The 24,227-nt window shown below is 60.1% G+C and carries 25 protein-coding genes; 5 read left to right on the top strand and 20 right to left on the bottom strand.

From position 1 onward, the window contains the following. The first annotated feature begins 8 nt into the window (after positions 1-8). Entirely contained in the window at positions 9-785 is a 777-nt protein-coding gene (locus tag ACMFWR_RS05030; RefSeq protein ID WP_413193915.1) for an SAM-dependent methyltransferase, read from the top strand. Here ACMFWR_RS05030 and ACMFWR_RS05025 read toward each other — a convergent pair. The 3 genes from ACMFWR_RS05025 to ACMFWR_RS05015 are packed head-to-tail and all read right to left on the bottom strand — an operon-like array spanning position 782 to position 3,160. After that, positions 782-1,117: a hypothetical protein gene (locus tag ACMFWR_RS05025; protein WP_413193914.1), complete on the bottom strand. Its 336-nt coding sequence runs from the start codon at positions 1,115-1,117 to the stop codon at positions 782-784. The genes ACMFWR_RS05030 and ACMFWR_RS05025 overlap by 4 nt on opposite strands. After that, positions 1,114-1,491: an EamA family transporter gene (locus tag ACMFWR_RS05020; protein WP_413193913.1), complete on the bottom strand. Its 378-nt coding sequence runs from the start codon at positions 1,489-1,491 to the stop codon at positions 1,114-1,116. The genes ACMFWR_RS05025 and ACMFWR_RS05020 overlap by 4 nt, the downstream gene beginning before the upstream one ends. Before the next feature lie 4 nt (positions 1,492-1,495). Next, on the bottom strand, positions 1,496-3,160 hold the full coding sequence (locus ACMFWR_RS05015) for a hypothetical protein (RefSeq protein WP_413193912.1): 1,665 nt from the start codon (positions 3,158-3,160) through the stop codon (positions 1,496-1,498). 267 nt (positions 3,161-3,427) lie between these two features. Between ACMFWR_RS05015 and ACMFWR_RS05010 the strand changes: the two genes are divergently transcribed. Continuing rightward, complete coding sequence (locus ACMFWR_RS05010) at positions 3,428-4,762, top strand: hypothetical protein (protein WP_413193911.1); 1,335 nt, start codon at positions 3,428-3,430, stop codon at positions 4,760-4,762. After that, positions 4,744-5,787, top strand: coding sequence for a glycosyltransferase family 2 protein (locus ACMFWR_RS05005; RefSeq protein ID WP_413193910.1), 1,044 nt, complete (start codon positions 4,744-4,746; stop codon positions 5,785-5,787). The genes ACMFWR_RS05010 and ACMFWR_RS05005 overlap by 19 nt, the downstream gene beginning before the upstream one ends. Before the next feature lie 6 nt (positions 5,788-5,793). Here the strand turns inward: ACMFWR_RS05005 and ACMFWR_RS05000 are convergent, their stop codons facing one another. From ACMFWR_RS05000 to rfbB, 15 genes are all read right to left on the bottom strand, one after another. Then, entirely contained in the window at positions 5,794-6,528 is a 735-nt protein-coding gene (locus ACMFWR_RS05000) for a hypothetical protein (protein ID WP_413193909.1), read from the bottom strand. A gap of 17 nt (positions 6,529-6,545) precedes the next feature. Further along, complete coding sequence (locus ACMFWR_RS04995; protein WP_413193908.1) at positions 6,546-7,487, bottom strand: glycosyltransferase family 2 protein; 942 nt, start codon at positions 7,485-7,487, stop codon at positions 6,546-6,548. 100 nt (positions 7,488-7,587) lie between these two features. Continuing rightward, positions 7,588-9,396 carry a thiamine pyrophosphate-binding protein gene (locus tag ACMFWR_RS04990; RefSeq protein ID WP_413193907.1) on the bottom strand — a complete coding sequence of 603 codons (1,809 nt, stop codon included), beginning with the start codon at positions 9,394-9,396 and terminating at the stop codon, positions 7,588-7,590. 5 nt (positions 9,397-9,401) lie between these two features. Further along, a complete protein-coding gene (locus ACMFWR_RS04985; RefSeq protein WP_413193906.1) occupies positions 9,402-10,478 on the bottom strand; it encodes an NAD-dependent epimerase/dehydratase family protein in 1,077 nt (358 codons plus the stop codon). A gap of 17 nt (positions 10,479-10,495) precedes the next feature. Next, the gene (locus tag ACMFWR_RS04980; protein WP_413193905.1) at positions 10,496-11,605 is read right to left on the bottom strand and encodes a 3-dehydroquinate synthase family protein; all 1,110 of its coding nucleotides are present in this window, start codon (positions 11,603-11,605) and stop codon (positions 10,496-10,498) included. After that, a complete protein-coding gene (locus ACMFWR_RS04975; RefSeq protein WP_413193904.1) occupies positions 11,589-12,287 on the bottom strand; it encodes an SDR family NAD(P)-dependent oxidoreductase in 699 nt (232 codons plus the stop codon). The genes ACMFWR_RS04980 and ACMFWR_RS04975 overlap by 17 nt, the downstream gene beginning before the upstream one ends. Before the next feature lie 120 nt (positions 12,288-12,407). Next, positions 12,408-13,211 carry an aldolase/citrate lyase family protein gene (locus ACMFWR_RS04970; RefSeq protein WP_413193903.1) on the bottom strand — a complete coding sequence of 268 codons (804 nt, stop codon included), beginning with the start codon at positions 13,209-13,211 and terminating at the stop codon, positions 12,408-12,410. 75 nt (positions 13,212-13,286) lie between these two features. Next, a complete protein-coding gene (locus tag ACMFWR_RS04965; protein WP_413194786.1) occupies positions 13,287-13,646 on the bottom strand; it encodes a GtrA family protein in 360 nt (119 codons plus the stop codon). 80 nt (positions 13,647-13,726) lie between these two features. Beyond that, positions 13,727-15,049, bottom strand: a complete 1,323-nt coding sequence (gene rfbH, locus ACMFWR_RS04960; RefSeq protein ID WP_413193902.1) for a lipopolysaccharide biosynthesis protein RfbH — start codon at positions 15,047-15,049, stop codon at positions 13,727-13,729. A 94-nt stretch (positions 15,050-15,143) separates the two neighbouring features. Beyond that, on the bottom strand, positions 15,144-16,232 hold the full coding sequence (gene rfbG / locus ACMFWR_RS04955) for a CDP-glucose 4,6-dehydratase (RefSeq protein ID WP_413193901.1): 1,089 nt from the start codon (positions 16,230-16,232) through the stop codon (positions 15,144-15,146). Beyond that, a complete protein-coding gene (gene rfbF, locus ACMFWR_RS04950) occupies positions 16,229-16,999 on the bottom strand; it encodes a glucose-1-phosphate cytidylyltransferase (RefSeq protein ID WP_413193900.1) in 771 nt (256 codons plus the stop codon). Before rfbF ends, rfbG begins: the two co-directional genes overlap by 4 nt. A 480-nt stretch (positions 17,000-17,479) precedes the next feature. Then, the gene (rfbD, locus tag ACMFWR_RS04945) at positions 17,480-18,373 is read right to left on the bottom strand and encodes a dTDP-4-dehydrorhamnose reductase (RefSeq protein ID WP_413193899.1); all 894 of its coding nucleotides are present in this window, start codon (positions 18,371-18,373) and stop codon (positions 17,480-17,482) included. After that, complete coding sequence (gene rfbC / locus ACMFWR_RS04940) at positions 18,370-18,921, bottom strand: dTDP-4-dehydrorhamnose 3,5-epimerase (RefSeq protein WP_413193898.1); 552 nt, start codon at positions 18,919-18,921, stop codon at positions 18,370-18,372. The genes rfbD and rfbC overlap by 4 nt, the downstream gene beginning before the upstream one ends. After that, positions 18,918-19,799 (bottom strand): glucose-1-phosphate thymidylyltransferase RfbA, encoded by an 882-nt coding sequence (gene rfbA, locus ACMFWR_RS04935; protein WP_413193897.1) that lies wholly within the window; start codon positions 19,797-19,799, stop codon positions 18,918-18,920. The genes rfbC and rfbA overlap by 4 nt, the downstream gene beginning before the upstream one ends. Positions 19,800-19,811: 12 nt before the next feature. After that, a complete protein-coding gene (gene rfbB / locus ACMFWR_RS04930) occupies positions 19,812-20,873 on the bottom strand; it encodes a dTDP-glucose 4,6-dehydratase (protein WP_413193896.1) in 1,062 nt (353 codons plus the stop codon). A 149-nt stretch (positions 20,874-21,022) separates the two neighbouring features. Between rfbB and ACMFWR_RS04925 the strand changes: the two genes are divergently transcribed. Both ACMFWR_RS04925 and ACMFWR_RS04920 read left to right on the top strand, forming a co-directional pair. Further along, complete coding sequence (locus ACMFWR_RS04925) at positions 21,023-21,862, top strand: symmetrical bis(5'-nucleosyl)-tetraphosphatase (protein ID WP_413193895.1); 840 nt, start codon at positions 21,023-21,025, stop codon at positions 21,860-21,862. A gap of 145 nt (positions 21,863-22,007) precedes the next feature. Then, positions 22,008-22,436: a GtrA family protein gene (locus ACMFWR_RS04920; protein ID WP_413193894.1), complete on the top strand. Its 429-nt coding sequence runs from the start codon at positions 22,008-22,010 to the stop codon at positions 22,434-22,436. On the opposite strand, the gene ACMFWR_RS04915 is transcribed toward ACMFWR_RS04920, so the two are convergent. Both ACMFWR_RS04915 and ACMFWR_RS04910 read right to left on the bottom strand, forming a co-directional pair. Then, positions 22,437-23,330 (bottom strand): class I SAM-dependent methyltransferase, encoded by an 894-nt coding sequence (locus ACMFWR_RS04915; protein WP_413193893.1) that lies wholly within the window; start codon positions 23,328-23,330, stop codon positions 22,437-22,439. Then, positions 23,323-24,126 (bottom strand): lysophospholipid acyltransferase family protein, encoded by an 804-nt coding sequence (locus tag ACMFWR_RS04910; RefSeq protein WP_413193892.1) that lies wholly within the window; start codon positions 24,124-24,126, stop codon positions 23,323-23,325. Before ACMFWR_RS04910 ends, ACMFWR_RS04915 begins: the two co-directional genes overlap by 8 nt. Between the last annotated feature and the right edge of the window lie 101 nt (positions 24,127-24,227).

Genomic DNA, 24,227 nt, shown 5'->3' with positions numbered 1-24,227 from the left:
CTTATCCCATGAACGCACTTCCGCCCGGCACACTACTGCAACTCATGTATGTCAAGGAGCGCCTGCGCCACATCAAACCGGGCTGTTTCGTCGAGATCGGCCCGGGCGCAGGCGATCTGTCCAATTTATTGCTCGAACTGGGATGGCAAGGCACGGCGTTCGACCTTGAGGCCGCAACCATCAAGAAGCTGCAATCCCGCTTTTCAACGGAGATCGCGCAAGGGCGCTACCGGCCGGTGCTCGGCGACTGGCTTCAGACCGGCTCCGATATGACGGCCGACCTTGTCGTGTCATGCATGGTCATCGAGCATCTGGACGATGAAGGCGAACAGGCGTTCGTCGAACGCGCGCGGTCGACGCTCATGAGTGGCGGCCGCATGATTACTCTCGTGCCGGCTTCGCCCGCGCATTGGGGCATCGAAGACGAAATTGCGGGCCATTTTCGCCGCTACACCGCTGATTCAGCGCAAAGCCTCCTGGCGAAAGCCGGATGGACGATCGATCACATCGCGGGCCTCACCTTTCCGGTGTCCAATCTGCTTTTTCCTGTGTCGAACTGGCTGGTCAGACGTAGTGAAGCCAACAAGCTCACCTTGAGCATGACCGAGCGAACCAAGCAGTCCGGAAATCGCGACGTGCCGATGAAAACGCACTTTCCGAACCTCCTGGGTCTCGTGCTGAATCCTGTGGTGCTCTATCCGATGCATTTGCTACAAAGGCTTTTCAGCCGGTCAGACCGAGCGATGGTGCTCTACGTCGAAGCACACCCCGATAGTGTCCGCTAAAGGTTGAAAACCACCATGCCCGCGACCATCAGGCAATCGCACAGGAAATTCCTGAGCGAGATCCGACGGTCGAACAGCAAGCGCGCCGAATACATCGTGACCAGGTAAGTGAGCGCCAGCACGACCACGTAGTACGACGCCGGATGCGATACGAGATAGAGATACGAGCATGCGCTGACGCCAACGAATATGGCGTATCCCACGGCCTGAAGGAGCGCGAACTGCAACCGGCCGTGAGTCTTCATCCGGTCGACGGATAGTTTCAGCGCGATGTTACCCAGACTGTTGGCAACGGGAATGAAGATGTAGAACGCGTCGGTGGCGGTCATCATGAGCGGTCGTCCTGGTGCAGGTAGATCGCGAGCGAAATCATGCAGGCGCCGACCACCGCCCAGATGCTCACGGATTCCCGCAGGAAAGCGACGGCTAGCGCCAGCAGCACTACCGGGTTCAACGCCGTATAGGCATAGATGCGCGACAGCCGTCCGCGTCTGAGCGCGATGTTCCACGAAATGACGCGGAATACGATGAACGATCCCGCGATCGCGTACACCGGAATCTGCGCGACGCAGAAAGCCTTGCCGCACTGTTGCGCGCCGGCCTTGAGCAGCACGATGGTCAGGCTCTGGCTCAATACGCTGACGAGCGCCCAGATACCGGGTCGGTGCGTGGCGGACAAAATAAAACGGCGCAGTGACTGAGCCATGGTCTTACTTCCCGGTCAAATCCAGGCAGCACAAATCGCCATGCTGGTGCGAGAACGGCAGTCGTGCATCGTTCATCATGGAGCAACGAGCGAGCGTGAATCGGGCTGATGTGCCCTCTAGCACTTGGGCGCTGGTTCGATGCGTCAGAGTGCCCATCAGGTAAATATACGTAATCGCGTAAACCTCCTGGGTGCGCTTAAATGCCTCGTAAGTCATGTCATCGACCACCGCACCGCCTTTTTTCGGATCGATGTGACACTCGGCTTCGAGGGCGCGTACGTCGCCTTCGAGATGAGCGGGGTCGTGGTTGACCGACACCGAGGGTCCTTCATAACCCGGCGAGACTGACGTGCCTTCAAACGCAGTCGCGAACCACGTCGCGTTAGCGAAAATCGATGCTACCGCACACACGGTCACGACAGACGCCATCCCTATGCGGATCCAGCTCCAGGGTCGAGGAATGTTCAACCGCGACAGGCTGACGGCGACCACGAACGATGCCACGAAGTTAAGAAAAAACGTGCGGTAAAAGTTGTGAAGTGGATCATAGACAAACAGAAAAAGGATCGGCGCTGCGATCGCGGCCAACGCGATTTCATGTCGGACGAGACAGTGATGCAGCGTGCTGGTTAGGGAGCGCCCACGCAGTCGGAACATCCCGGCGAAAAACACACCGGCGCCAATGATGGTGATCAGTACAAGCATGAGCGCATTGAACGACAAGGCGACGGCGATAAGATCGTTCAGCCCGTCCAGCCACTTCTGTTGGGAGGACGACTCGACAACGACAGGCGGGAGGTAATGGATGGCGTAGTCCTTCGCGTAGAAGAATGTTTGCAGGTACTCGGCATAACTTGACGCCAGATACCTCCAGACCGATGCAGCTCCCAGCGGCGCTTTGCTGTAGGTCATATCGCGCCAGAATTTCTCGATCTCCGGATGGCCGGTGCACGACGGAGCTTGAAATGCGAAGGCGGTCCAAATCACGATCCCCGCATATACCAATACAATCGGGATCGGCAGCCAACGCGGTGCAATGGGCTGAATAAGTCGGTAGATCAAAAGCGCCGTCAGCGGTATAAACAACACGCCCTGCACGTGGACCGACAACGAGAAAACGCCACTGAAGGCCAGAAGACACGCAATACCCAAACGGATCGCAATCGGAAGACTCGCACGCTCCAGTACAGCCAGAGCGACGAAGCAGATCAGCACATTCAGTTCAGCAGCAAATTCGTGTCGCGCGAGTATCAGACCGGATCCAGCCACGCCCACAAGCGCTCCAAGCATGAAAAAGGCGCTCGATACGCGATACCTGCGCAACGCGTAGACAATGGCAAATGCGAACGATCCCAGTACGACTCCAGCGGGAAGTATCCGCATCCCCTGCGGCGTCAGGTCCGTCGAAGCCCATGAAAGAAGCCACGCAGACGGCACGAACAACAGCGGAGTAGTCCGCACCGTGTCCGGGCACATCGCTCTGTACAGCCCATAGGCGATGCCATGGTCCTGAATGAATCGACCGCGTGAGATTTTCAGGGCGATTTCATCGGGGTAGATCGGCAACTGATGCCAGACCCACAGCCCGACCACGGCCACAATCGCTACCAACAGAGCGCACAGCAACGGAATCGTTTGTCGAGTAGCTGAGGCGGGCGTCAATTTCATTGTTCTACGATCCACACAGTCATTGGGACAACCTTTGGTGCGACGCAAGCGGGTGGAAGGCTCGACTCCGAACCAGGCGGCGTGATTATCGCCGAGATGCGTGTTTCGGCGAAATGCCGTACCTCCCCACGCCGCATCGCACCTTCGGTCAAATTCGCGCATCTCCACCCGTAACGCGTAAAATGCACGGTCGGCACAGATTCGCACGCGCGCGATGCCGATGATTTCCCGACCTAACGATCGAATTTCGCGCCTCGCTCACTCTTCATGCTCGCTTCGATAACACGCGCCGCGCGGTCCGACATCATGATGATCGTCGCCCAGCGAGGCTGGCAGGCCGCGTCGGGTCTCATGACTGTCGCCCTCGTCGCACACTTCCTGTCTCCAGTCCAGCAAGGCTGGTATTACAGCTTCCTGAGCCTCGCAGCGATCTATACGTTGTTCGACCTCGGTCTTTCGATCGTCATCATTCAGCTCACAGCCCACCTGTTCGTGTCTACGCAGTGGCTTTCGAAGGGCCACACGAGCGGCGAATCCCGTCACCAGTTCCATGCACTGCTGAGGCTGTCCGCGCGGATCTATCTTGCTCTTGCAATCGCATTCCTCATTCTGCTGTTCCCGGCGGGCTTGGTTTTCTTCCTTCATCACGGTTCGGCCGACGCGGTGCCGCTGAATACCTGGGTGCCAGCGTGGTCGGTCTTGTGCGCAGCGACTGCAACGGGCATCCTCGCGCTGCCGTTCATCGCTGTCATCGAAGGCAGCGGGCGCGTTCGCGAGGCGTATCAGGTGCGGCTTGCGCAAGGCGTCGTCGGCGCCCTTGGCGCATGGGTCGCCATCGCATGCGGAAAGGGATTGTGGGCGCCTGCCCTGCCGGCGATCGCCGCACCTGTCATCGCCGCGGCGTGGATCGCGTGGCGGCGCCCGGGCCTCATCACTGCCGTGCGCCATGCGACCGAAGGTGCGCATATCAGCTGGCGCAATGAAATCTGGCCGTTGCAGTGGCGTATTGGCCTGAGCTGGCTGTCGGGCTATCTGTTGACCCAGATTTACACGCCGCTGCTGTTCCATACGCAGGGCGCCGTCGTCGCTGGTCAGATGGGGCTGTCGCTGACCATCGCGAACATGCTCGGCCTGCTCGCGCAGTCGTGGATGGCGCGCCGTATTCCGGCCATGGCGCAGGCTGCAAGCCGTCGCGACTGGCCGCGCCTCGATGCGTTGTTCAAGCACGATTTCCGCACATCGACGCTCGCCTTTATCGCGGGCGCGCTCGTCCTGTGCGGCATGCGGTTTCTGCTCGACCGCACCGCATATGCCACACGCGTGCTTCCGTTCTGGCCATTTGCAGGACTGCTCGGCGTAGCGCTGCTCAACAACGTCATCGGCATGCTCGCGGCGCAACTGCGCTCCTTCCGCCGTGAACCGCTCGTGTGGGTCGCTGTGGCCGGCGCCTGCCTCACGGTACCGATCTCCGCATGGGCCGCGCAGCGCTACTCGGCCGAAGGCGTCGTCGTAGCATTGCTACTGGTACAGACGGTGTTTATCCTGCCCGTCTCGACCTTCGTATGGCGCCGCTGCAATCAACTTTGGAGGCTACCATCCTGAATTCCGCTTCACCGCTGCTGACGATTGCCATCCCGACCTGGCAACGCGCGAGCTTCCTCGAAATCACCCTCGAGCAATTGCGTCTCGAGCTCCATCGCCTGCCGGCGGTGCGTCAGTCCCTCGTCGAAATCGTCGTTTCCGACAATGCGAGCGAAGACAACACCGCTGCGGTCGTCGCGCGCGAAGACGCGGCGGGGCTCAAGATCCGGTATATCTGCAACGCCGAAAACATCGGCTCGGATGCCAACATCGCACAGTGCTTCAATGTCGCGGCGGGTCACTACGTTCAGATCCTCGGCGACGACGACCTCTTCGTCGACGGTGCACTGGAACGCCTGCTCGATGCACTCGAGCGTGACGAATGGGGTGTGGTTTGCATGCGCCCGTACGGATTCGAGCACGACTTCCGGCGCGAATATCCAGGCGGTAAGGGCAACGATCGGGCGTACGACCACGTGGACGCATTCCTGCCCGCGATCGGGCCGCTGCTGACGCTGATCTCATCATGCGTGATCAACAAGCGCCTGCTCCCCGGCGCCGATGCAATGAATTTCCGCGGCGGAAACCTCGTGCAGGTTCATCTGGCGTTGCGCGCGGCGCTCGCGGCACGCGTCAACCTGGTGATGAACCGCTATCTGATCGCGTGCAAGCGCAACAACTCGGGAGGCTACGATTTCTCGCAGGTGTTCGTGACGAACCTGGGCGCGATTCTCGACGGCTACCGACGCGACGGACTCGGCGCCCAGGCCATCGAACGTTACGAGCAGCGGATGATGTTCGCCTACTACCCGTTCTACCTGTTCAGGCAGCGCCTCGCCAACGCTGGCGACGTCCGGGCAACTGCCCGGCGTTTCAGCGAGCGGCTCGGCGACCGCGGACTCTACCGCTGGTGGCTCGCACCGATTCTTGTGTGGCCTCGCCCGCTTGCGCTGGTCTGGGGAGGCCTCGCCACGCTGATCGGTCGAGCCGTGAGCGGCGACCTGCGCCGCGGCATCGCGTTCGCATGGAACCGCGCGAGGCGCTGACGGGGTTTAGCGGGCGCCGCGCGGACGCGAGCTGAAGACCCAGGCGACACCGATCACGAGTCCGATAAGCACGGCCAATGCAAGCATCATTGCCGGCTTCGGAAACACGGGCTCTTCGGTCACATCAGCAGGGAAAATGACGATCGTCGGAGTCGTGACGGCAAAAGCAGCGGCCTGATCATCCAGCGACTGAAGGCCGCGAGAGGAGGCATTACCCTCCGCATGGGGTTCACCCGAGCTGGTTTGCACCGACGGAGAAAGCACAGCGCTCCGCCCTCCCGTGTTCGCCGCCAGTTGATGGAACTTCTCGAGTATCCCTTGCGTGAACGATGCTTGCATGCTCGAATGCTGCGCAATCATGTCGTTGGCAATCCGGTTCAAAATCAGCAACGCCTGCGCACGATCAGGCCAGCGCAACGTCATCTGAAACGCGTTGTCGTCGATCGATTGCACACGGATTGCGCTTCGCAACCTGTCCACCTGACGATCAGTGCCGGGAAGGTTCAGTTCCTTCAGCGTCGCGCGCAGCACGTGCGCGTTGCGCATACGCGCCGCGACGGCCGGCACAGATTCAATGGGGTTCCCGGTCGATGCGTTGCCTACTCTCAGCGCAATAGACCCTTCGTACTCTGGAGCAAAAACGGCGAGAAATATGCCCATGATCACGACACATGCCATGATCGAGCCCAGCAACACACGCCATCCGCCGGCGATACGCCGCACAAAGTCTTCGATATACAAATTAAACTCCCCCGGAATCAGAAATTGATTCTCTCTTTTTCAACCACGATTGGCCGCTTCTGCACGTAGGTATGAATCGAGCCGATATATTCGCCGAGCACGCCGATAAAGATGAACATCATGCCGAACAGGAGCATGACGAGAATGGCGAATGGCGCAAGTCCGAGTGGCACGTCACGCCAATGCAGCAGCTTGTACACGAAGAAACCAATCGCCGACACGAAGCTCAGAAACGCTAGCACGAAGCCGAACATCGACGCAATCCGCAACGGAAGCTTCGAGTGGCTGATGATGCCGAGCATCGCCATGTCGTAGAGCGTGTAGAAGTTGTTCTTCGACACCCCGCGAATCCGGCGCGGCTGCGTGAACGGAATCGTCTTGATCTCGTAGCCCAGCTCGCAGATCAGGCCGCGCAGATACGGATAGGGATCCTGGATCTCTCGCAGATGATCAAGCACGATCCGGTCGTAGAGTCCGAAGCCCGTCGAATCGGCGAGCAACGAAATATCTGAAATCCCGTCGAGAAACCGGTAATAGCCCTTTCGGATCTGGTGCATCAGCGTAGCACCCGCGCTAACCGGCTTGGTCGCCATGACGAGCTTGAAGCCCTGCTCCCAGTAGTGAACGAACTCGGGAATCTTTTCAGGCGGGTCCTGGAGATCGGACGCGAGATAGATCGTCGCGACACCCGTCGACTGCAGGATGCCGTAGTACGGCGAACGGATATGCCCAAAATTACGTGCGTTGACGATAACCTTTACCGAAGGATCGTTTGCAGCAAGCACCTTGAGCTTCTCGACGGTCGTATCGACCGAATGATTATCGATAAACAGGAATTCGAAGTCGTATCGTTCACGCAGCGGCGCGATGGCGGCCTGAACGCGTGCGTACAGCTCGTCGACATTGCTCTCTTCGTTGTAGCAAGGCGTGACGATACTCAGAAGTGGGCGGAGCGACATGTCCTCTTTCTCGCTTTCAGACAACGTGATTCATGAACGGCGAGAGAAGGTCCGCGCGCAAAACGATCGATGTGTTTCGCGGCGGCCCCTTTCGTCCGGCTTAGAGCGACTCGTTGAACAGTTCGATGATCATATTCTCTTCGAATTCCTCTCTCGAAAGAAACGGCGAGAGGTCTTCGAGAGGCGGCGAGATGATGCGGCCATCCGGCAGTTGCTTCGAGGACAGCTTCGGTGCAAACGGCTGATGTTCGTCGATCATCACTTCGCACACAGCAGGGCCGTCAGTCTCCATCGTGCGGCGAAGCGCATCGGTAATACCTTCGTGCGTCGCGACACGGATAAACGGCAGGTCGAACGCGGCGCTGACCTTGGCGAAGTCCGGGAAGCTGACGCCGCTCTTGGGGCCCGCACCGACTTCAACACCCTTGAAGAAGTTGCGATGCGTCTGGAAGATCGACGAATAGCCGCTGTTGTTCAGGATGATGATCTTGACCGGCAGGTGGTTGCCCGCGATCGTCTGCAGCTCCTGCAGATTCATCATGATGCTGCCGTCGCCCGCCAGGCAGACGACCGGCCGATCGCCTGCGGCCTTGCACGCGCCGATCGCGGCCGGCAGGTCGTAGCCCATCGATGCGCAGCCCGAATTCGTCCACAGGCGCTGGCCTTCCTTCAGGTGCGCCGTCTGGAAGCTGACCACGCACGCGGACCCGTTGCCCGTCACGACAATCTGGTCTTCGCCGAGTTCGGCGAACAGCTTGTCCATGAACACGTACGGATTGATCTGCGCGTTGTCGTGATACTCGGGCAGCACGACCGGGAAGCGGCGCTGACGTTCCTGGCACCACTCGAGCCACTGGGTCTGCTCGGCGCACGGTCCCGCGTAGGGCCGCGCAAGCAACGCAGGCACCAGGTCGGTCAGGTTGCCGAGCACGGGCATGTCCGCCTTGACGGTCGGCTTCTGCAGCTCGTACGGATCGATGTCAACCCAGATCTTGTAGGCTTCGCGCGCAAACGTCGTCCAGTTGTAGCTGACCTGGCGAATGTTAAGGCGGCTGCCGAGAATGATCAGCAAGTCAGCGTTCTGCACGACGAAATTGCCTGCCCGGTCACCGATCGTCCCCGGCCGGCCGACGAAATGCGAATTCGTGTTCGGCACGGCGTCGTGCGCATTCCAACCGGTCACCACCGGCACGCCGAGCTTGTCGATCAGCTTGATGAACTCGGCATGCTTGCCGCTCAAGCGAACACCACCGCCCGCAAACACGACCGGACGCTTGGCGTTCGCGAGCTTGGCCAGGATCGCATCGCACGTCGCGTCGAGATCCGTGTGCTTCCACGGCTCGTCGAGTTCGGCCGGATCAAAGCCCTTGAGCGTAGCCGGATCGATTTGCGCCGCCTGAACGTTCAACGGAATGTCGAGCCACACCGGGCCCGGACGTCCCGACGTTGCAAGATACAGAGCCTTCTCGAGGTGATAGCGAATCGTTTCCGGGTCGGTCACCATTTCGCAGTACTTCGTCACCGGGCGCACGAGCTGCTCGATGTCGAGCTCCTGGTCGCCGTACTGACGCAGCGGCAGGCCCGTGCTGCGCACCGTGGTTTCGTACTTGACCTGGCCGGAGATCACGACCATGCCGATCGAATCGACGTAGGCGCCATACACGCCCGTGATTGCATTCGTGCCGCCGGGACCCGATGTCACGTTCACGACCGCTAGCCGGTTCGTGAGGCGGTAGTACGCCTCCGCGCCCATCGCGCACGCCTGCTCGTGATGGTTGAAGATGCATTCGATGTCCGGATGCGTTCCGAGCGAATGATTCAGGTGCATTGCGCCGCCGCCCGTGACCATGAACACATGGCGAATGCCATGGGCGGTGATGGTCTGCGCTACGTAGTCAGAGAGCTTCATGTTTTTTATGTCCTTCCGTTCCATCCATTGAACAACGCGGTCCTCACGATCGCATCATCCAGCGATATCGACCTTTTGACGTTCAGGTCATGCATGACTGCAGAGATGTCCGGCACATACCGTCCCGGGTTCCAACCCGTATCGGCAGCGCCAAGCACCTTGAATTCTCCATTGCCGACCAGCGCCGCAACGCGCTCGGCGAGTCCGGCGACCGACACCGACTCTTCGGATCCGACGTTATAGACGCTGCCGGCCGCCGCCCCGGTCAACATGCGCCAGAGCCATGCCGTCAGATCCGACGTGTACAGATACGAACGGCACGGCAGGCCGTTACCGTTGACGACGACGGCTTTTCCATCCATCGCGTCGCGCAGGAAATTGCCGGCGGCAAAGTGGGTGCCGAGCGGCAGAAACGGTCCGAGTAGCGCGAAGATGCGCGCGGTGATCACGCTCACGCCGCACTGCTTCGCGTAGATGGCGCAGAGCATCTCCGCCGCGCGCTTGGCTTCCGCGTAAGTGTTACGCGCATCGTTGCACTTGGGGCCGCCCGTCCAGGTCTCGGACACATGGGACATCTCCCATGGCTGTTGTCCGTAGACCGCGCCCGAACTCAGGAACAACATGCGCGCCTTGTGATGCTCGGCAAAATCAAGCGCCCGGCGCGTGCCGTTGACGACGGTATCGAACATCTGGCGTGGGTTGTGCTCGTTGAGCGCCGCGCTCGCGTCGGTGGCCGCGTGAATCAGGAAGTCGTAGCGGCCTTCGCCGAACCCGAAGGTCGAAACGTCGCCCGCGACATAGTCGAACCCGACATGCGCCGCCAGATGGGGGGCTTTGTTCGCAAAGGCTTCGGGGTCGCGCGTCAGCACGGTCGCCCGTGCGCCGAGTCCGAGGCGCTCGTTCGCGTAACGCAGCGACTCGAGCAGCCACCGGCCGATAAAGCCCGTGCCGCCCGTCACGAAAATCCGGGCGCCGCGCAACGCGTCCCATGCCGGCCCGGCAGCCGCACAGATCTCTGCGAGATCGGTGTCAATTGACCAGTCCTGCGACGTCAGCGCAGTCGTTGTACCGCTTCGTTCCATAACCAGGTTTCGCGTCCTCAGGCAACGTTGCTTGCAACGGCAGTGTCGATGCCAAGCTGGCTGAACACGGCTTCATACGACGCGCGCAAAGCGGCACGGGTGTCGTCGTTGCGTGCAATCGAAACGAGTTCGAGCTCGCCGTCGCGAACCGGCACCACGACGCGATAGAACTCGGTGTTGTGCTTCTTGTCGTTGTCGAACTTCTGCAGCACGGCGGTCAGGTCGACCTTCGGCCAGCGCACGCCGCTCTCGACGACGATATCGGTCATCGCAGAGACATGGCGTCCGAGCGCCTCTGCGTGCGACGCGCCCGTCTGCGTGAGACGTGCGCCGCGCTTCGCGAAGTCGATCGCGACGAGCATGCCGAGGCCAACCGCCACGCCATGCGACACACCAAACTGCGTTGCAGCTTCAAGCGCATGACCGAACGTGTGGCCATAGTTGAGCAGCAGACGCTCCTTGCGGTCGAACTCGTCGATTTCGATAAACCACTTCTTCGTAATCAACGAACGCGTCAGCAGACGTTGCGCCGTCTCCGGCGGCAACGGCCACGCGGGACCTTCCGCCAGGTAGTCCGCGAACGACTGCGCGCCGCGGGCATAGCAAATCTTGACCGCTTCATTGAGACCGCCGATCACCTGCTCGGCATCGAGCGAACGAATGAAATCGATATCGATCACGACTTCGACGGGCGGATAGAAATTGCCGACGAGGTTCTTGTACCCGAGCACGTTGATCGACGATTTGCCGCCGATACACGAATCCGCCATGCCGAGCAGCGTGGTCGGCATATAGGTCCAGCTCAGGCCGCGCATGTAGACGGACGCCGCGAACGTCGCGATGTCCTGAAGCACACCGCCCCCGATCGAGACGATATGCGTCGAACGGTTCGCGCCGAGTTCGCGCAGCTTGAGGATGACCTCGGGCATGGCCTCGAGCGATTTGCGGCTCTCGTTGGCTTCGATGAGCACGCGCCGCGCCGCGGCCTCAGGCAGAAGATGAGCAAGCCGCTCATCGACGAGATAAATCGCGTCGCGATGCGCGTCGACGACGTTCGCAAGCAAACCGCGGCCGATCCGGACCGCATAACTGCCCGACGAAGACACGATGTCAAAGGATTCTTGCACGTGAAAACCCCTTATCAGCCGAAACAAATTGACCCGTGATGCCCGTATTGGCCGGAGAACACAAAAAGCCCACGAGGTTGGTCACGTCTTCGAGCGCAGGCAATGTGCCGAGCGGTGTCATGCCTTCGAGCCGCGCGATCTGCTCCGCGCTCAGATTGGCACGCGTCATCGGCGTATCGAGTGCGCCCGGCAGCACGGCGTTGACCAGGTAGCCCGACGGCCCCAGATCGACCGCCAGGGACTGCACGAGCCCCTGCAGTGCCGCCTTGGTTACACAGTAGGAAAGCTTGTTCTGCCGGGCAATGTTTTGCCAGATCGAACTGATGATGCACAAACGCGCACGCGCAGCCAGCTGTTCGCGCGCGAGCAGCGCCTGCAGGCTCGTCATGACATACGTCACGTTGGCAGCATACATCTCCTGGTGCGCGGCGAGGTCGAACGTGCGAATACTGTCGCTGCAGTTCGCGCCCTGCGACCAGACAGCGGCATCGAGCGGGGCATCGAGTTCAGGCAGTTCGCCCTCTCCATCCCATGTCACACAGTGCACGTTCGGCAATGCGGGACCCCGGCCCGAGCGGCTGATCGCGATCACGGTGTCGCCGCGTGCGGCAAACGACTCGACGATCGCGCTGCCGATGGCCCCCGATGCGCCGAACACGGCGACTCGCTGTAATGCTGTCATGATGGCCCGTCGAATGATGCGTTTTGATGCGGCCCGGTGAATGAACCAGCCCGGTGAGCCTGCCAAAGCTCACCGGGCTGGTCACCAGGCAGATTAACCCGGCTGAAGACTCAGACGGTCTTACTGGGCGCCGTTGAGCACCTTCCAGCGGCTTTCGAGCATGTCAATGCGCTTGTTGTCTTCGGCTTCGATCGTGCCGTAGTAGTCGCGCTTGTTCAGCAGCCACAGCAATTCGAAATGGACTGCTTCGAGCAGACCCTTTTCAATCGTCGGAACCGTTGCGGCTTCCGCAGCGAAAATCACCTTGCGCGTTTCAAAACGGTTCAGGTGCACAGCAGCAATGCGCTTGAGCGCCGGGACTGCGTCGATCGACACGCCGCCGCCGACCACGAGTTCAAGGTTCTTCGCCTTGCAGACTTCGGCGGTCTTCAGCACGTATTCGGTCACCGGATCCGTGTTGATCGCATCACGCGACCAGCCATGCGAACCCGAGAAGTCGACGCGGCCAAACACGATGCCGCTGCAGCCGTGGGGCTGCCGTGCGATGTCAGCCATTTCGTCCAGCGTCTTGAACGTCTGGAGCGTTTCAAGGTTAAACAGGAATTGCGTATCTTCCTGCTCTTCCGCCGTATAGATCTTGTTCTTTGCCTCAATGAACTTCGACAACGCATACGGCGTTTCCACCATCGGCGCGATGATGTATTCGACACCGATCTGCTTGCTTTCGATCAGGTCGCGAATGGCCTCGCAACCACCGATTTTCAGGCCGAACTTCAGATCCGCACGACGCACGAGCTCGACCAGGCGCAGCAGCTCGTCGACACGCGTACCTTCGGCTTCGAACTCTGCCTTGACAGCGACGCAGCCAAACTCCTGCTTCAGTCGCTTCAGAATATCCAGCATCTTGCGTTCACGAGCATTCATCGTATTTTTCCCAATAAAAATAATGACAAGTCGAGCGATTCGACGCGCCCGGTTTAATACCCCGTCCCAAGCCAGTCACACATCCGGAGCGTACGCATTGCGCTCCGAGTCGTCGGCGTGACGTTTTCTGAAGGTGAACCGCGCATGCCCCACATACGAAATGGCCACAGAGGCGACGAGCACAGCACCCTGAGCCACCCAATATGGAATATGCAAGCCATTCACCAACAACCACAAGCAGGCGATCGAGAAGGCAGCACTGCCTCCATATACCACATAGCACCGCGCGTATTCTTTAATCCAATTACCGTGCGTTTTAAAGACGACAAGTTTATACGTCGCAAACGACATTGTAATGCAAATAACATTCACAATGATACCGATAATTACGATATGCAAATGCGCTGAAAGCACATGGTAAAGGCCGAGGGACACGAAATAGGCAAATGCCGCATTCCACCCACCGACCAGTAGATACCTTAATCGCCTGTCTTCCACAAAATCAACTTTATTGATTAAAAGTTCACGCCAAAGAACGTCTCAATCTTGCTCGCGACAAAGTCGAGTTCGGTTTCAGACAGTCCCGGATACACGCCAATCCAGAACGTGTTGTTCATCACGATATCCGTGTTGGTCAACTCGCCGCTCACTCGATAGTTGCGACCTTGCATGTACGGCTGACGCACCAGATTGCCTGCGAACAACAGACGCGTGCCAATCTTGCTCTGATCGAGATATTCGAGCAAATCGACGCGGCGCACATCCGAAGTCTCCCGGATCGTGATCGGGAAACCAAACCACGACGGATCCGAATTCGGTGTCGCTTGCGGCAGGATCAGGAATTCGGTGCAGCTCTGGAGACGCTCCGTCAGATACTTGAAATTGCGCCGGCGGGCCGCGACGAACTCATCGATGCGATCGAGCTGGGCGAGGCCGCATGCCGCCTGCATGTCGGTGATCTTCAGGTTGTAGCCGAGGTGCGAGTACGTGTACTTGTGGTCGTAGCCGTGCGGCAGATTGCCGAGCTGCCAGTCGAAGCGCTTGCCGCAGGTGTTGTCCTTGCCCGGCGCGCAATAGCAGTCACGGCCCCAGTCACGGAACGATTCCGCGATTTGCTTGAGCTCGTGGTTGTTCGTGAACACCGCGCCGCCTTCACCCATCGTGATGTGGTGAGCCGGATAAAAGCTCAGCGTGCCGATGTCACCGAAGGTGCCCACGAGCTGGCCGTTATACGTGCCGCCGAGTGCATCGCAGCAATCTTCGATGAGCCACAGGTTGTACTTCTTGCACAGCGCGACAATGACTTCGAGGTTGTACGGATTGCCCAGCGTATGCGCGAGCATGATCGCCTTGGTCTTGTCCGAAATCGCTGCCTCGATCTTCGTCGCGTCGATGTTGTACGTGCCGAGTTCGACGTCGACGAACACGGGCACCGCGCCGAATTGCAGAATCGGGTTCACGGTCGTCGGGAAACCGGCCGCGACGCCGATCACTTCGTCACCCGGCTTGATCGCGCGATCGCCGAGTCTGGAAGACGTCAGTGTCGAGAACGCGACGAGATTTGCGGACGAGCCCGAATTCACCGTGATCAGGTAATTCACGCCGATAAAGCGCGCGAGGCGCTTTTCGAATTCGTCGTTGAAGCGCCCGGTCGTGAGCCAGCCGTCGAGCGACGCCTCGACCATCAGCTTCAGCTCGGCGGCGCCGAGCACTTTGCCCGACGGCGGCACGGTCATGGCGCCGGGCATAAACGGCTGCGGTGCCAGGGCGATCGCCGCATATTCCTCGACGAGGGTGGCGATCTGCTCGCGCAAGGCTTTGGTCTTGGAGTTTTCCATAATCAATCTCTGCTCAATCGGATTGGGGGGCGTTTGTTATCGTCAGTTTCGACTCTCGCCGGCGGAAACAGCCGTCGGCGGTGGCCCGTCTGGATTAGTGGGAAGGGGCGATCACGCTGAGATCCTGGTACGTCCGGATCTGATCGAGCGTCACCTCACGGCATGCCTCGCCTGCGGCACAGCGGCGGGTCCAGTCGACGATCATCCCGAGCGCATCGTGCAGGCGCAACGCCGGCTGCCATTTAAGCGCGTTACGCGCCTTGGAAATATCGAGTTTCAGGAATGTCGCCTCGTGCGGGTGGTCTGCGCCATCGACCTGCCAGTGCGCGTCCTCGCCCCACATCTGCGACAGCGCTTCGACAATCCAGCGCACCGGCCGTGCATCTTCGTCGTAAGGGCCAAAATTCCAACCCTCAGCAAATTGCATACCGTGATCGTGCAGCGCTTCGGCGAGCATCAGATACCCGCGCACGGGCTCGAGCACGTGTTGCCACGGACGAATCGAATTGGGATTGCGGATATTCACTGGCCGCGACGCAGAAAACGCCGCAATGATGTCCGGAATCAGGCGATCGCTGGCCCAGTCTCCCCCGCCGATGACGTTGCCCGCGCGCGCGGACGCGAGCGCGACGCCATGCGTGCCGTAGGCCTCGGTGCCGAAAAACGACGAGCGATACGCGGCCGTGACCAGTTCCGAACAGCCTTTGCTGCTGCTGTACGGGTCATGCCCGCCCATCGCCTCATTTTCGCGATAGCCCCAGTTCCACTCGCGGTTTTCGTAGCACTTGTCGGTCGTGACGTTCACGACGGCGCGCACCGACGAGGTCTGGCGCACGGCCTCGAGCATATGCACCGTACCCATCACGTTCGTTGCGTACGTTTCGACGGGGTTGGTATAGCTGTAGCGCACGAGCGGCTGGGCGGCCATGTGAATCACGATATCGGGCTTCGCTTCGACCATGGCGCGGCGCAGCGCATCGGCATCGCGCACGTCACCGATGATCGATCGCATCGCATCGCCGACACGCGCAAGCTCGAACAGACTAGGCTGCGTGGGTGGGGCGAGCGCGTAGCCCGTCAGGTCGGCACCGAGCGACTGAAGCCACAACGACATCCAGCTGCCCTTGAAACCCGTGTGCCCCGTGAGGAACACGCGCTTGCCACGCCAGAAAGAAGGACTCATTCCCAGACCTTCCAGGGCGCCTTCTTCGCCGCCCACAAATCTTCGAGATGGTTCTTGTCACGCAGCGTGTCCATCGGCTGCCAGAAGCCCGAATGTTCGTACACTTGCAACTGATCGGAGCTCGCGAGCTTCTCGAGCGGCTGACGCTCCCAGAGTGTCTCGTCACCGTCGACGAGATCGAGCACGCGCGGCGACAGCACGAAAAAGCCGCCATTGATCCAGCCCGCCTCGCCGGCCGGCTTCTCGACGAAGCTGCGCACGGCCGTCCCGTCGATCGAGAGCGCGCCAAAACGGCCCGGAGGCTGCGTCGCCGTCATCGTCGCAAGCCGCCCATGCGACTTGTGGAACGCGATCGTCTTCGTGATATCGATATTGCCTACGCCGTCGCCGTAGGTCATGCAGAAGTCTTCCGAACCGAGGTACGGTGCAACGCGCTTGAGGCGCCCGCCGGTCTGCGTCGCGTCGCCGGTATCGACGAGCGTGACACGCCAGGGCTCAGCTTTGCGCTGATGCACCTCCATCGTGTTCTGGCTCATGTCGAAGGTCACATCGGAGAGGTGTAGGAAGTAGTTCGCGAAGTACTCTTTGATGACGTAGCCCTTGTAGCCACAGCAAATAACGAAGTCATTCACGCCATGGGCTGAATAGATCTTCATGATGTGCCACAAGATCGGACGTCCACCGATTTCGACCATCGGCTTAGGCTTGACTGCGGTTTCTTCGCTGATACGTGTTCCCAACCCGCCTGCAAGAATGACGGCCTTCATATGCCAGATAGATTCCTCGTGAGGCCTCGCGAGGCTAAACATATCCTGGCAAGGCTCCTGCGTAAAAAAGACGGCAAACTATACGAACAATCGCGCAATTCCGATTAAATAGCGCGCTCAGCGAAATCGAATAGTGGCCTGACAGATTCATTTTCATTGCCTAACGCATCACGGGAGCGTTTGGCAATAAACGCGCATTCTAACTCAAGGTCCTTGAAGAAAGACACCATCACACCGTGACACGTTGCCAAAGAATCGCAAGTGTGAGCGCAAGGCTCCGTGAGGGTTTAGAGCGCGTCTTTCATTCGCCCCCGGACGGCCAATGTTACATTTGCTTACCCATTGCCGGACATGACGGCGTGCGAGAGCCACCGTGAATGCACAGGCTCCCCGAAGTACGCGAGTGAAGCACAAGAGAAGGTGACCGCCCGCTTCACGCGAGCGGATCGCCGAGCTGCGGGCGGGTATGCGGGGCGCGCGTTACGCGCGTGCGAGATCGTCGAATACGAGCCTCAGTGCCGCGGCCCAGTCGAGACGGGAGAGTCCGAACCTGTGCTCAAACTTCGCGTTGTCGAGCACCGAGAACGCGGGGCGACGCGCCGGCGTCGGATACGCCTCGGTGCCCACGGGCAGCACGTCGTTGACCTTGATATCGAACACGCCGCTTTGCCGCGCGAGCGAAACGATCTCGCTCGCAAACCCATACCAGGTCGTCGTCCCGCGCGCGGTCAGATGAAACAGGCCCGACTCGAACGCATCCTGCCTGCGCTCTTTCAAGGCCAGCGCGATCGCGTGCGCGCTGAGGTCCGCGATCATGCGCGCAGAAGTCGGCGCGCCCTGCTGATCGTTGACCACGCTCATGCTTTCACGCTCGGATGCGAGCCGCAGAATCGTACGCATGAAATTCCGGCCGCGCGTCGAGTACACCCACGATGTCCGGAACACGAGCCAGTCGGCCGCTGATGCAGCGACAGCGCGCTCGCCTTCGAGCTTTGTCGCGCCGTATGCATTGCATGGCGCGACCGGATCGGTTTCGAGGTAAGCACGCAGCCCGTTGCCGTCGAACACATAGTCCGTCGAATAGTGGACGAACAGCGCGCCGAGTTGCTTCGCGAGTGCCGCGAGAAGCTGCACCGACTCCGCGTTCACGCGCCTCGCGACCTCGGTTTCCTTCTCGGCAAGATCCACCGCGGTATAGGCGGCGGCATTCACGATGACTGCCGGGCGCAGCGCGGTCACGAAAGGCGCCAGCGTCTCGGGACGCGACAGGTCAAGCTGGCTCCGGTCGACCGCGTGAACATGGCCCAACGGTGCCAGTGCCCGTTGCAATTCCCATCCGAGCTGCCCGTTGCGCCCCGTGACCAGGATGTTCACGCGTACACCTCGGCGTTCGAAAACAATTGACCCGCCGCATCCTTGGCTGCGACGGTCGGCGTGCCGTCGAGCGGCCACTCGATCGCAAGATCAGGATCGTTCCAGACGATGCTCCGCTCGTGCGCCGGATACCAGTAGTCGGTCGTCTTGTACAGAAACTCGGCACTTTCGGACACCACGAGAAAGCCGTGGGCGAAACCGGGCGGCACCCAAAGCTGACGCTTGTTCTCGGCCGACAACCGAATGCCTTCCCACTTGCCGAAGTTCGGCGAGCTACGACGGATATCGACGACGACATCGAACACCTCGCCCGCCACGACGCGCACGAGCTTGCCCTGTGCGTGCTCGATCTGATAGTGGAGCCCGCGCAATACGCCTTTGGCCGAGCGCGAGTGATTGTCCTGAACGAACGGCGTATCCACGCCGGTCAGTTGCGCGAACTCGCGCGCGTTGAAACTTTCGTAGAAGAAGCCGCGAGCGTCGCCAAATACCTGCGGCTCGATCAGCTTGATCTCCGGCAGCGAGGTCTCAAGAACTTGGATGGTCATGCGCGCGTATCCGCAAGTAGCGTTTGAAGGTATCGACCGTAGGCATTCTTCGACAGCGGCGCGGCGAGCGCGGCGAGCTGTTCCCGGGTGATCCAGCGCTTGCGAAGCGCCACCTCTTCCGGACACGCAACCATCAGCCCCTGGCGCTTCTGGAGCGTGGCGATGAACGATGACGCCTCGATCAGCGAGTCATGCGTCCCCGTATCGAGCCATGCATAGCCCCGGCCCATGACCTCGACGTTGAGCTGCCCGGCCTTCAGGTAATGCATGTTGACGTCGGTAATTTCGAGCTCACCACGCGCCGATGGCCGGATGCCGGCCGCGATGTCGCAGACCTGCTTGTCGTAGAAGTACAGGCCTGTCACCGCGTAATGCGAGCGCGGCCGGGCGGGCTTTTCCTCGATCGACAATGCCTGGCCCCGATCGTCGAATTCGACGACGCCATAACGCTCCGGGTCCTGGACGTGATACGCAAATACGGTCGCGCCGCTATCCGTCGCGTTTGCGCGTTCAAGCTGCCTTGCGAGGTCGTGACCATAGAAAATGTTGTCGCCGAGCACGAGTGCCGCAGGATCGTTCCCGACAAACTCGCGGCCAATCACGAACGCCTGGGCGAGTCCATCCGGCGACGGCTGGACTGCATACCGGATATGGATGCCCCACTGCGATCCGTCGCCAAGCAGGCTCGAGAAGCGCGGCGTGTCTTCCGGCGTCGAAATCACCAGCACATCGCGAATGCCCGCAAGCATCAGCGTCGACAGCGGATAGTAGATCATCGGCTTGTCGTAGACCGGCAGCAATTGCTTCGAGACGCCGAGCGTGATGGGGTACAGCCTCGTCCCCGATCCACCGGCGAGAATAATGCCTTTGCGCGCCATCGCGGCGTTTCCTTAGTGACGTTGCGAGTAATTCGTTTCGACCCACGTACGATATTCGCCCGTGGTCACGCCCTGAACCCAGTCCTGATTCGCCAGGTACCACTGCACCGTCTTGCGCAGACCCGTTTCGAACGTTTCGGCAGGACGCCAGCCGAGCTCGCGCTCGATCTTGCGCGCGTCGATCGCATAGCGCCGGTCATGACCCGGACGATCGGGAACGAACTTGATCTGATCGCGATACGAGCCACCTGCCTTAGGCTTGAGCTCGTCAAGCAGATCGCACAGCAGGCCAACGACGTCGACATTGGCCATTTCGTTCCAGCCGCCAACGTTGTAGGTCTCGCCGACGCGCCCGGCGGACAGCACGGTCCGGATCGCGGAACAGTGGTCGGTCACGTAAAGCCAGTCGCGTACATTGCGTCCGTCGCCATAGATCGGCAGCGGCTTGCCTTCGATGGCATGCTGGATCATGAGCGGAATCAGCTTCTCCGGGAAATGGTGCGGACCATAATTGTTCGAACAATTCGTCGTGAGCACCGGCAGGCCGTACGTGTGGTGGTATGCGCGCACCAGATGATCCGACCCGGCCTTCGACGCGGAATACGGGCTATTCGGCGCGTAGGCCGTGGTCTCGGAAAACGGCGCATCCGCAGCTTCGAGCGAGCCGAAGACCTCGTCGGTCGACACATGCAGGAAGCGGAACGCGAGGCGCGCCTCTTCATCGAGCCCGTTCCAGTACGCCCTGACGGCCTCGAGCAGCGTGAAGGTACCGACGACATTGGTCTGGACGAATTCCGCCGGCCCGTGAATCGAACGGTCTACATGGCTTTCGGCGGCGAAATGCACGACTGCACGCGGCTTGTACTGGGCCAGCACGCTGGCCATGGCCGCGGCATCGCCGATATCGGCGCGCACGAACACGTGGCGCGTATCGTGCGACAGCGACTTCAGCGTCGTCAGATTGCCCGCGTACGTGAGCTTGTCCACATTGACGATGCCCTCGTCATGTTCGCGAAACCAATCCAGCACAAAATTCGAACCGATGAAACCGGCCCCGCCCGTTACGAGAATCATAGACTTCCTTGTTAAACCAGCGCTGACATCCGCCGGCGAGGGGAATTATTATAGAGGCGCAAATCCGCCCGCGGCAGACAGATTCGGCTTCCGGCCGGCGAGTCGGCCGTGTCCCGCTGTTCGCAAGACGGATCAATGACCCACCATTCATGAGTTCCACCCCCCGTTCCTCCTGGCCCGTGGCGATCGGCGACCTGCAAGGTTGCCACGGCGCATTCGAGCGTTTGCTCGCGAAGATCGACATGGCCGAAACGTCTTCGATCTGGCTCACAGGCGATCTCGTGAATCGCGGACCCGCGTCGCTCGAGACGCTGCGTTCGATCATCGCGCTGGGCGACACGGCCAAAGTCGTCCTGGGCAACCATGACCTGCATCTGCTGGCGATCGCTGCCGGCGCGCATACGCAAAAGAAGGGCGACACGCTTGACGCTATTCTCGAAGCACCCGATTTCGACGATCTGATCGACTGGCTTCGCCACCAGCCGCTCGCGCACTACGACAACGGGTTTCTCATGGTGCACGCGGGTGTACTACCCGACTGGACCGTCGAGAAGACGCTCGAACTCGCGGCTGAGGTCGAAGCGCAACTCAGAGGGCCCTCGTGGAAGTCATTTCTGCTTAGGCTCTGGGGTAACGAGCCGGCGACCTGGGAAGAGTCGCTTCGCGGCGACGACCGTACGCGCGTCGTCGTCAATGCGCTGACGCGCCTGCGCTTCTGCAGCGCGCAGGGGAAGCTCGAGTTCAAGGCTAACGGCGGGATCGAGAGTGCGCCCGAAGGCTACTTTCCGTGGTTCGACATCCCTACGCGCAAGACCATCGATACGACGATCGTGTTCGGGCATTGGGCCGCGCTCGGGCTTCAGATCCGCGACAACCTGTGTGCGCTCGACAGCGGATGCGTATGGGGCAACCGGCTCAGCGCGCTGCGTCTTGCGCCCGATCCAGAGCAGCGCGAACTGATCCAGGTCAAATGCGGCGACGGGTGCTAAGGGTGGCGTCGCTATAATCCGATGATGTCGGGCGTCGAACGCGCGCCATCAACGGCCGCCAAGCGTCATTGAGCCTGACCCTGCGACGATGCCCGGGCAGCTCGATGCCGGAATTTCGCCATATACCTAGACCAGGAAAGCGCTTTTGCGATTCATCCCTCAAGAAGCAGAGAGCTGGCTACGCCGCGTGCTCGACGCGAAGCAGGCGCGGTATCTGATCGTCGGCGCCGGCAACACCGCCTTCGGCTACGGCGTCACGGTTGGCCTTTACTATTTGCTGGTACATCGTCTGCATATCGTCGCGATCAGCCTGATCGCCAACGTAATATCGATCACCTTCTCGTTCGTGACGTATAAGGTGTTCGTCTTCAGAACACACGGGAAGTGGCTTCAGGAATACTTGCGCGCGTATGTCGTGTACGGTTTCGCGGCGCTTCTAAGCACCGCGCTTCTATGGCTACTCGTCAATTTTGCCGGCATCCCGATGTGGATTGCGCAAGGCGTAGTCATTCTTCTCGTCGTGATTCTGTCCTACCTGGGACACAACTTTTTTACTTTTTCGCGAAAGCAATAACTAGCGGGACTCACGGTGAGCGGCCCTTCGAAGGCGGCAATCCATCAGGGGCTGCAATACCGGTGGGACAAACCGAAGCGCGCGATGCAAACGCGATCGCACGAGCACTCCGAATAGTCCTCGCACAGCGGCTGAACGACGGTGTGCAAATTCGGTGTCGAACACCATCCGTTCGGCAGTTTCCACCAGTAGCTTCGAATTAAATTCCACGCGAAAGCCCGGCAGGCCTCGAGCAATTGAAGCGACCTGGGCGACAGTGATCCAATTTAGAGACTTCCAGGTACCCGTCGGGTCAGGCATGTTCCCAGCGTTAAAAATCCTCCGATGCATGACCTTCTCAGTCAACTTCTTCGAGAACAGCGTCGGAATGTTGAAATGCGGCTCGTAGGGAAAAAGATAGTTTGCACACGTGAATCGATAGCTTGCTCCATCATCGAGACTGCGGCCTATGTTGCGCATCACGCTTGCCACATCGTTCACGTGTTCCATGACGTTTACTGAGAACGCGTATGCAAAGCGCCCAGCCTCGGAAAAAGCTTCGGCCGTCGAGTCAACAATTCTCGGGAGGCACTCTGACGCCTCCGCGAGTTCCATGACCACTTGGCGCATTCGATCGAAATGCGAAAAGCCAACGCCGATAGGCTCCAACGCGGTAACGGTGAACCCCTCTCTGACCAGCTGGCAGCTAAGCAACAGCGACCCGGCACCGACTTCAAGCACTTGAGCTGCCGCCTGTAGTTGCGCAAGGTCGGCCGCAATATAGCGTCGGCCAAAAATCGCCTCGGCAGCGTAGGTCTCGAACAGGGGCAGCAGGTCCGGGGCGTCGCCGGTAAACTTCGTTCGAACCTCGCCCAGCCAACTTTCGAAAGAAAGCGAAGCTAAATTCTCACTCATTGACACTCACCCCGACTGCTGTCGCCTCGCCCAGCTCCCGCACCGCCGACTCCGGATCTCGCCCCTCTCGCATCGCCGTCAACGCCGCGCCAATCACCCCTTCCACCTTCGCCGACAACGCTCTTCGCTCCGTCCCCGGCGCAATCCCTTCACCGACATACAGATGCACCTGCAGCGGCTTCGCATCAAGCATCGCGTTGAGCGTATCGAGCAGACTCATATCACCGATATAAGCCGGCGCGAGCGTGTGCTTGCCCTGCGCATCGAGATACACCATCGCAACAGGCTGCACCGGCGCACCCGCCGACACTGCAGCCTGAAACAGATTCGAATGGAACGGCAACAACCCGCTGCCATCCCCCGTGGTCCCCTCAGGGAACACAAACACGTTCTTGCCCGCGGTCATCTGTGCCGCGAGCTGATGCATGATCCGCCGCGCATCGCCGCGCTTCTCGCGCTCGATAAAGATCGTGTCGATCGTTTTCGCCAGCCAGCCAATCACCGGCCACTTTGCGATCTCCGACTTCGCGACAAACGGTGTCGGCCGCCACGCATTCACGACGTAAATATCGATCCACGACACATGATTCCCGACAACGAGCGCGCCCGTATCGATGGTGTGCTCATTGCCATGCACGACGATCTTCATGCCGCACAGCGCAAGCAACTGCTGTGACCACTTGCGGATCATCGCCTGCTTCTTGGCCGCATTCGCAGCCTGGAAGATCGTGGCGGCAAGCAGCACGCCCTTGCCGATATGCAGAAAAATGCGCGCCTTGCGCAGACTGTGACTCATACGATCAAAACGGTGGCAGGCCTGACGAGGGGGTTCGGATAGACCAAGGGCGCCGAGACCGGTCGAAACCGGCATCAGGGCGCCCTTTGGACGGTGCGTGG

Origin of the sequence: Pararobbsia alpina (assembly GCF_965118125.1) — a bacterium.
Classification (GTDB): Bacteria; Pseudomonadota; Gammaproteobacteria; order Burkholderiales; family Burkholderiaceae; genus Pararobbsia; species Pararobbsia alpina_A.
The sequence above is the reverse complement of the archived record's forward strand: the minus strand, read 5'-3'. Positions and strand labels throughout refer to the sequence as shown.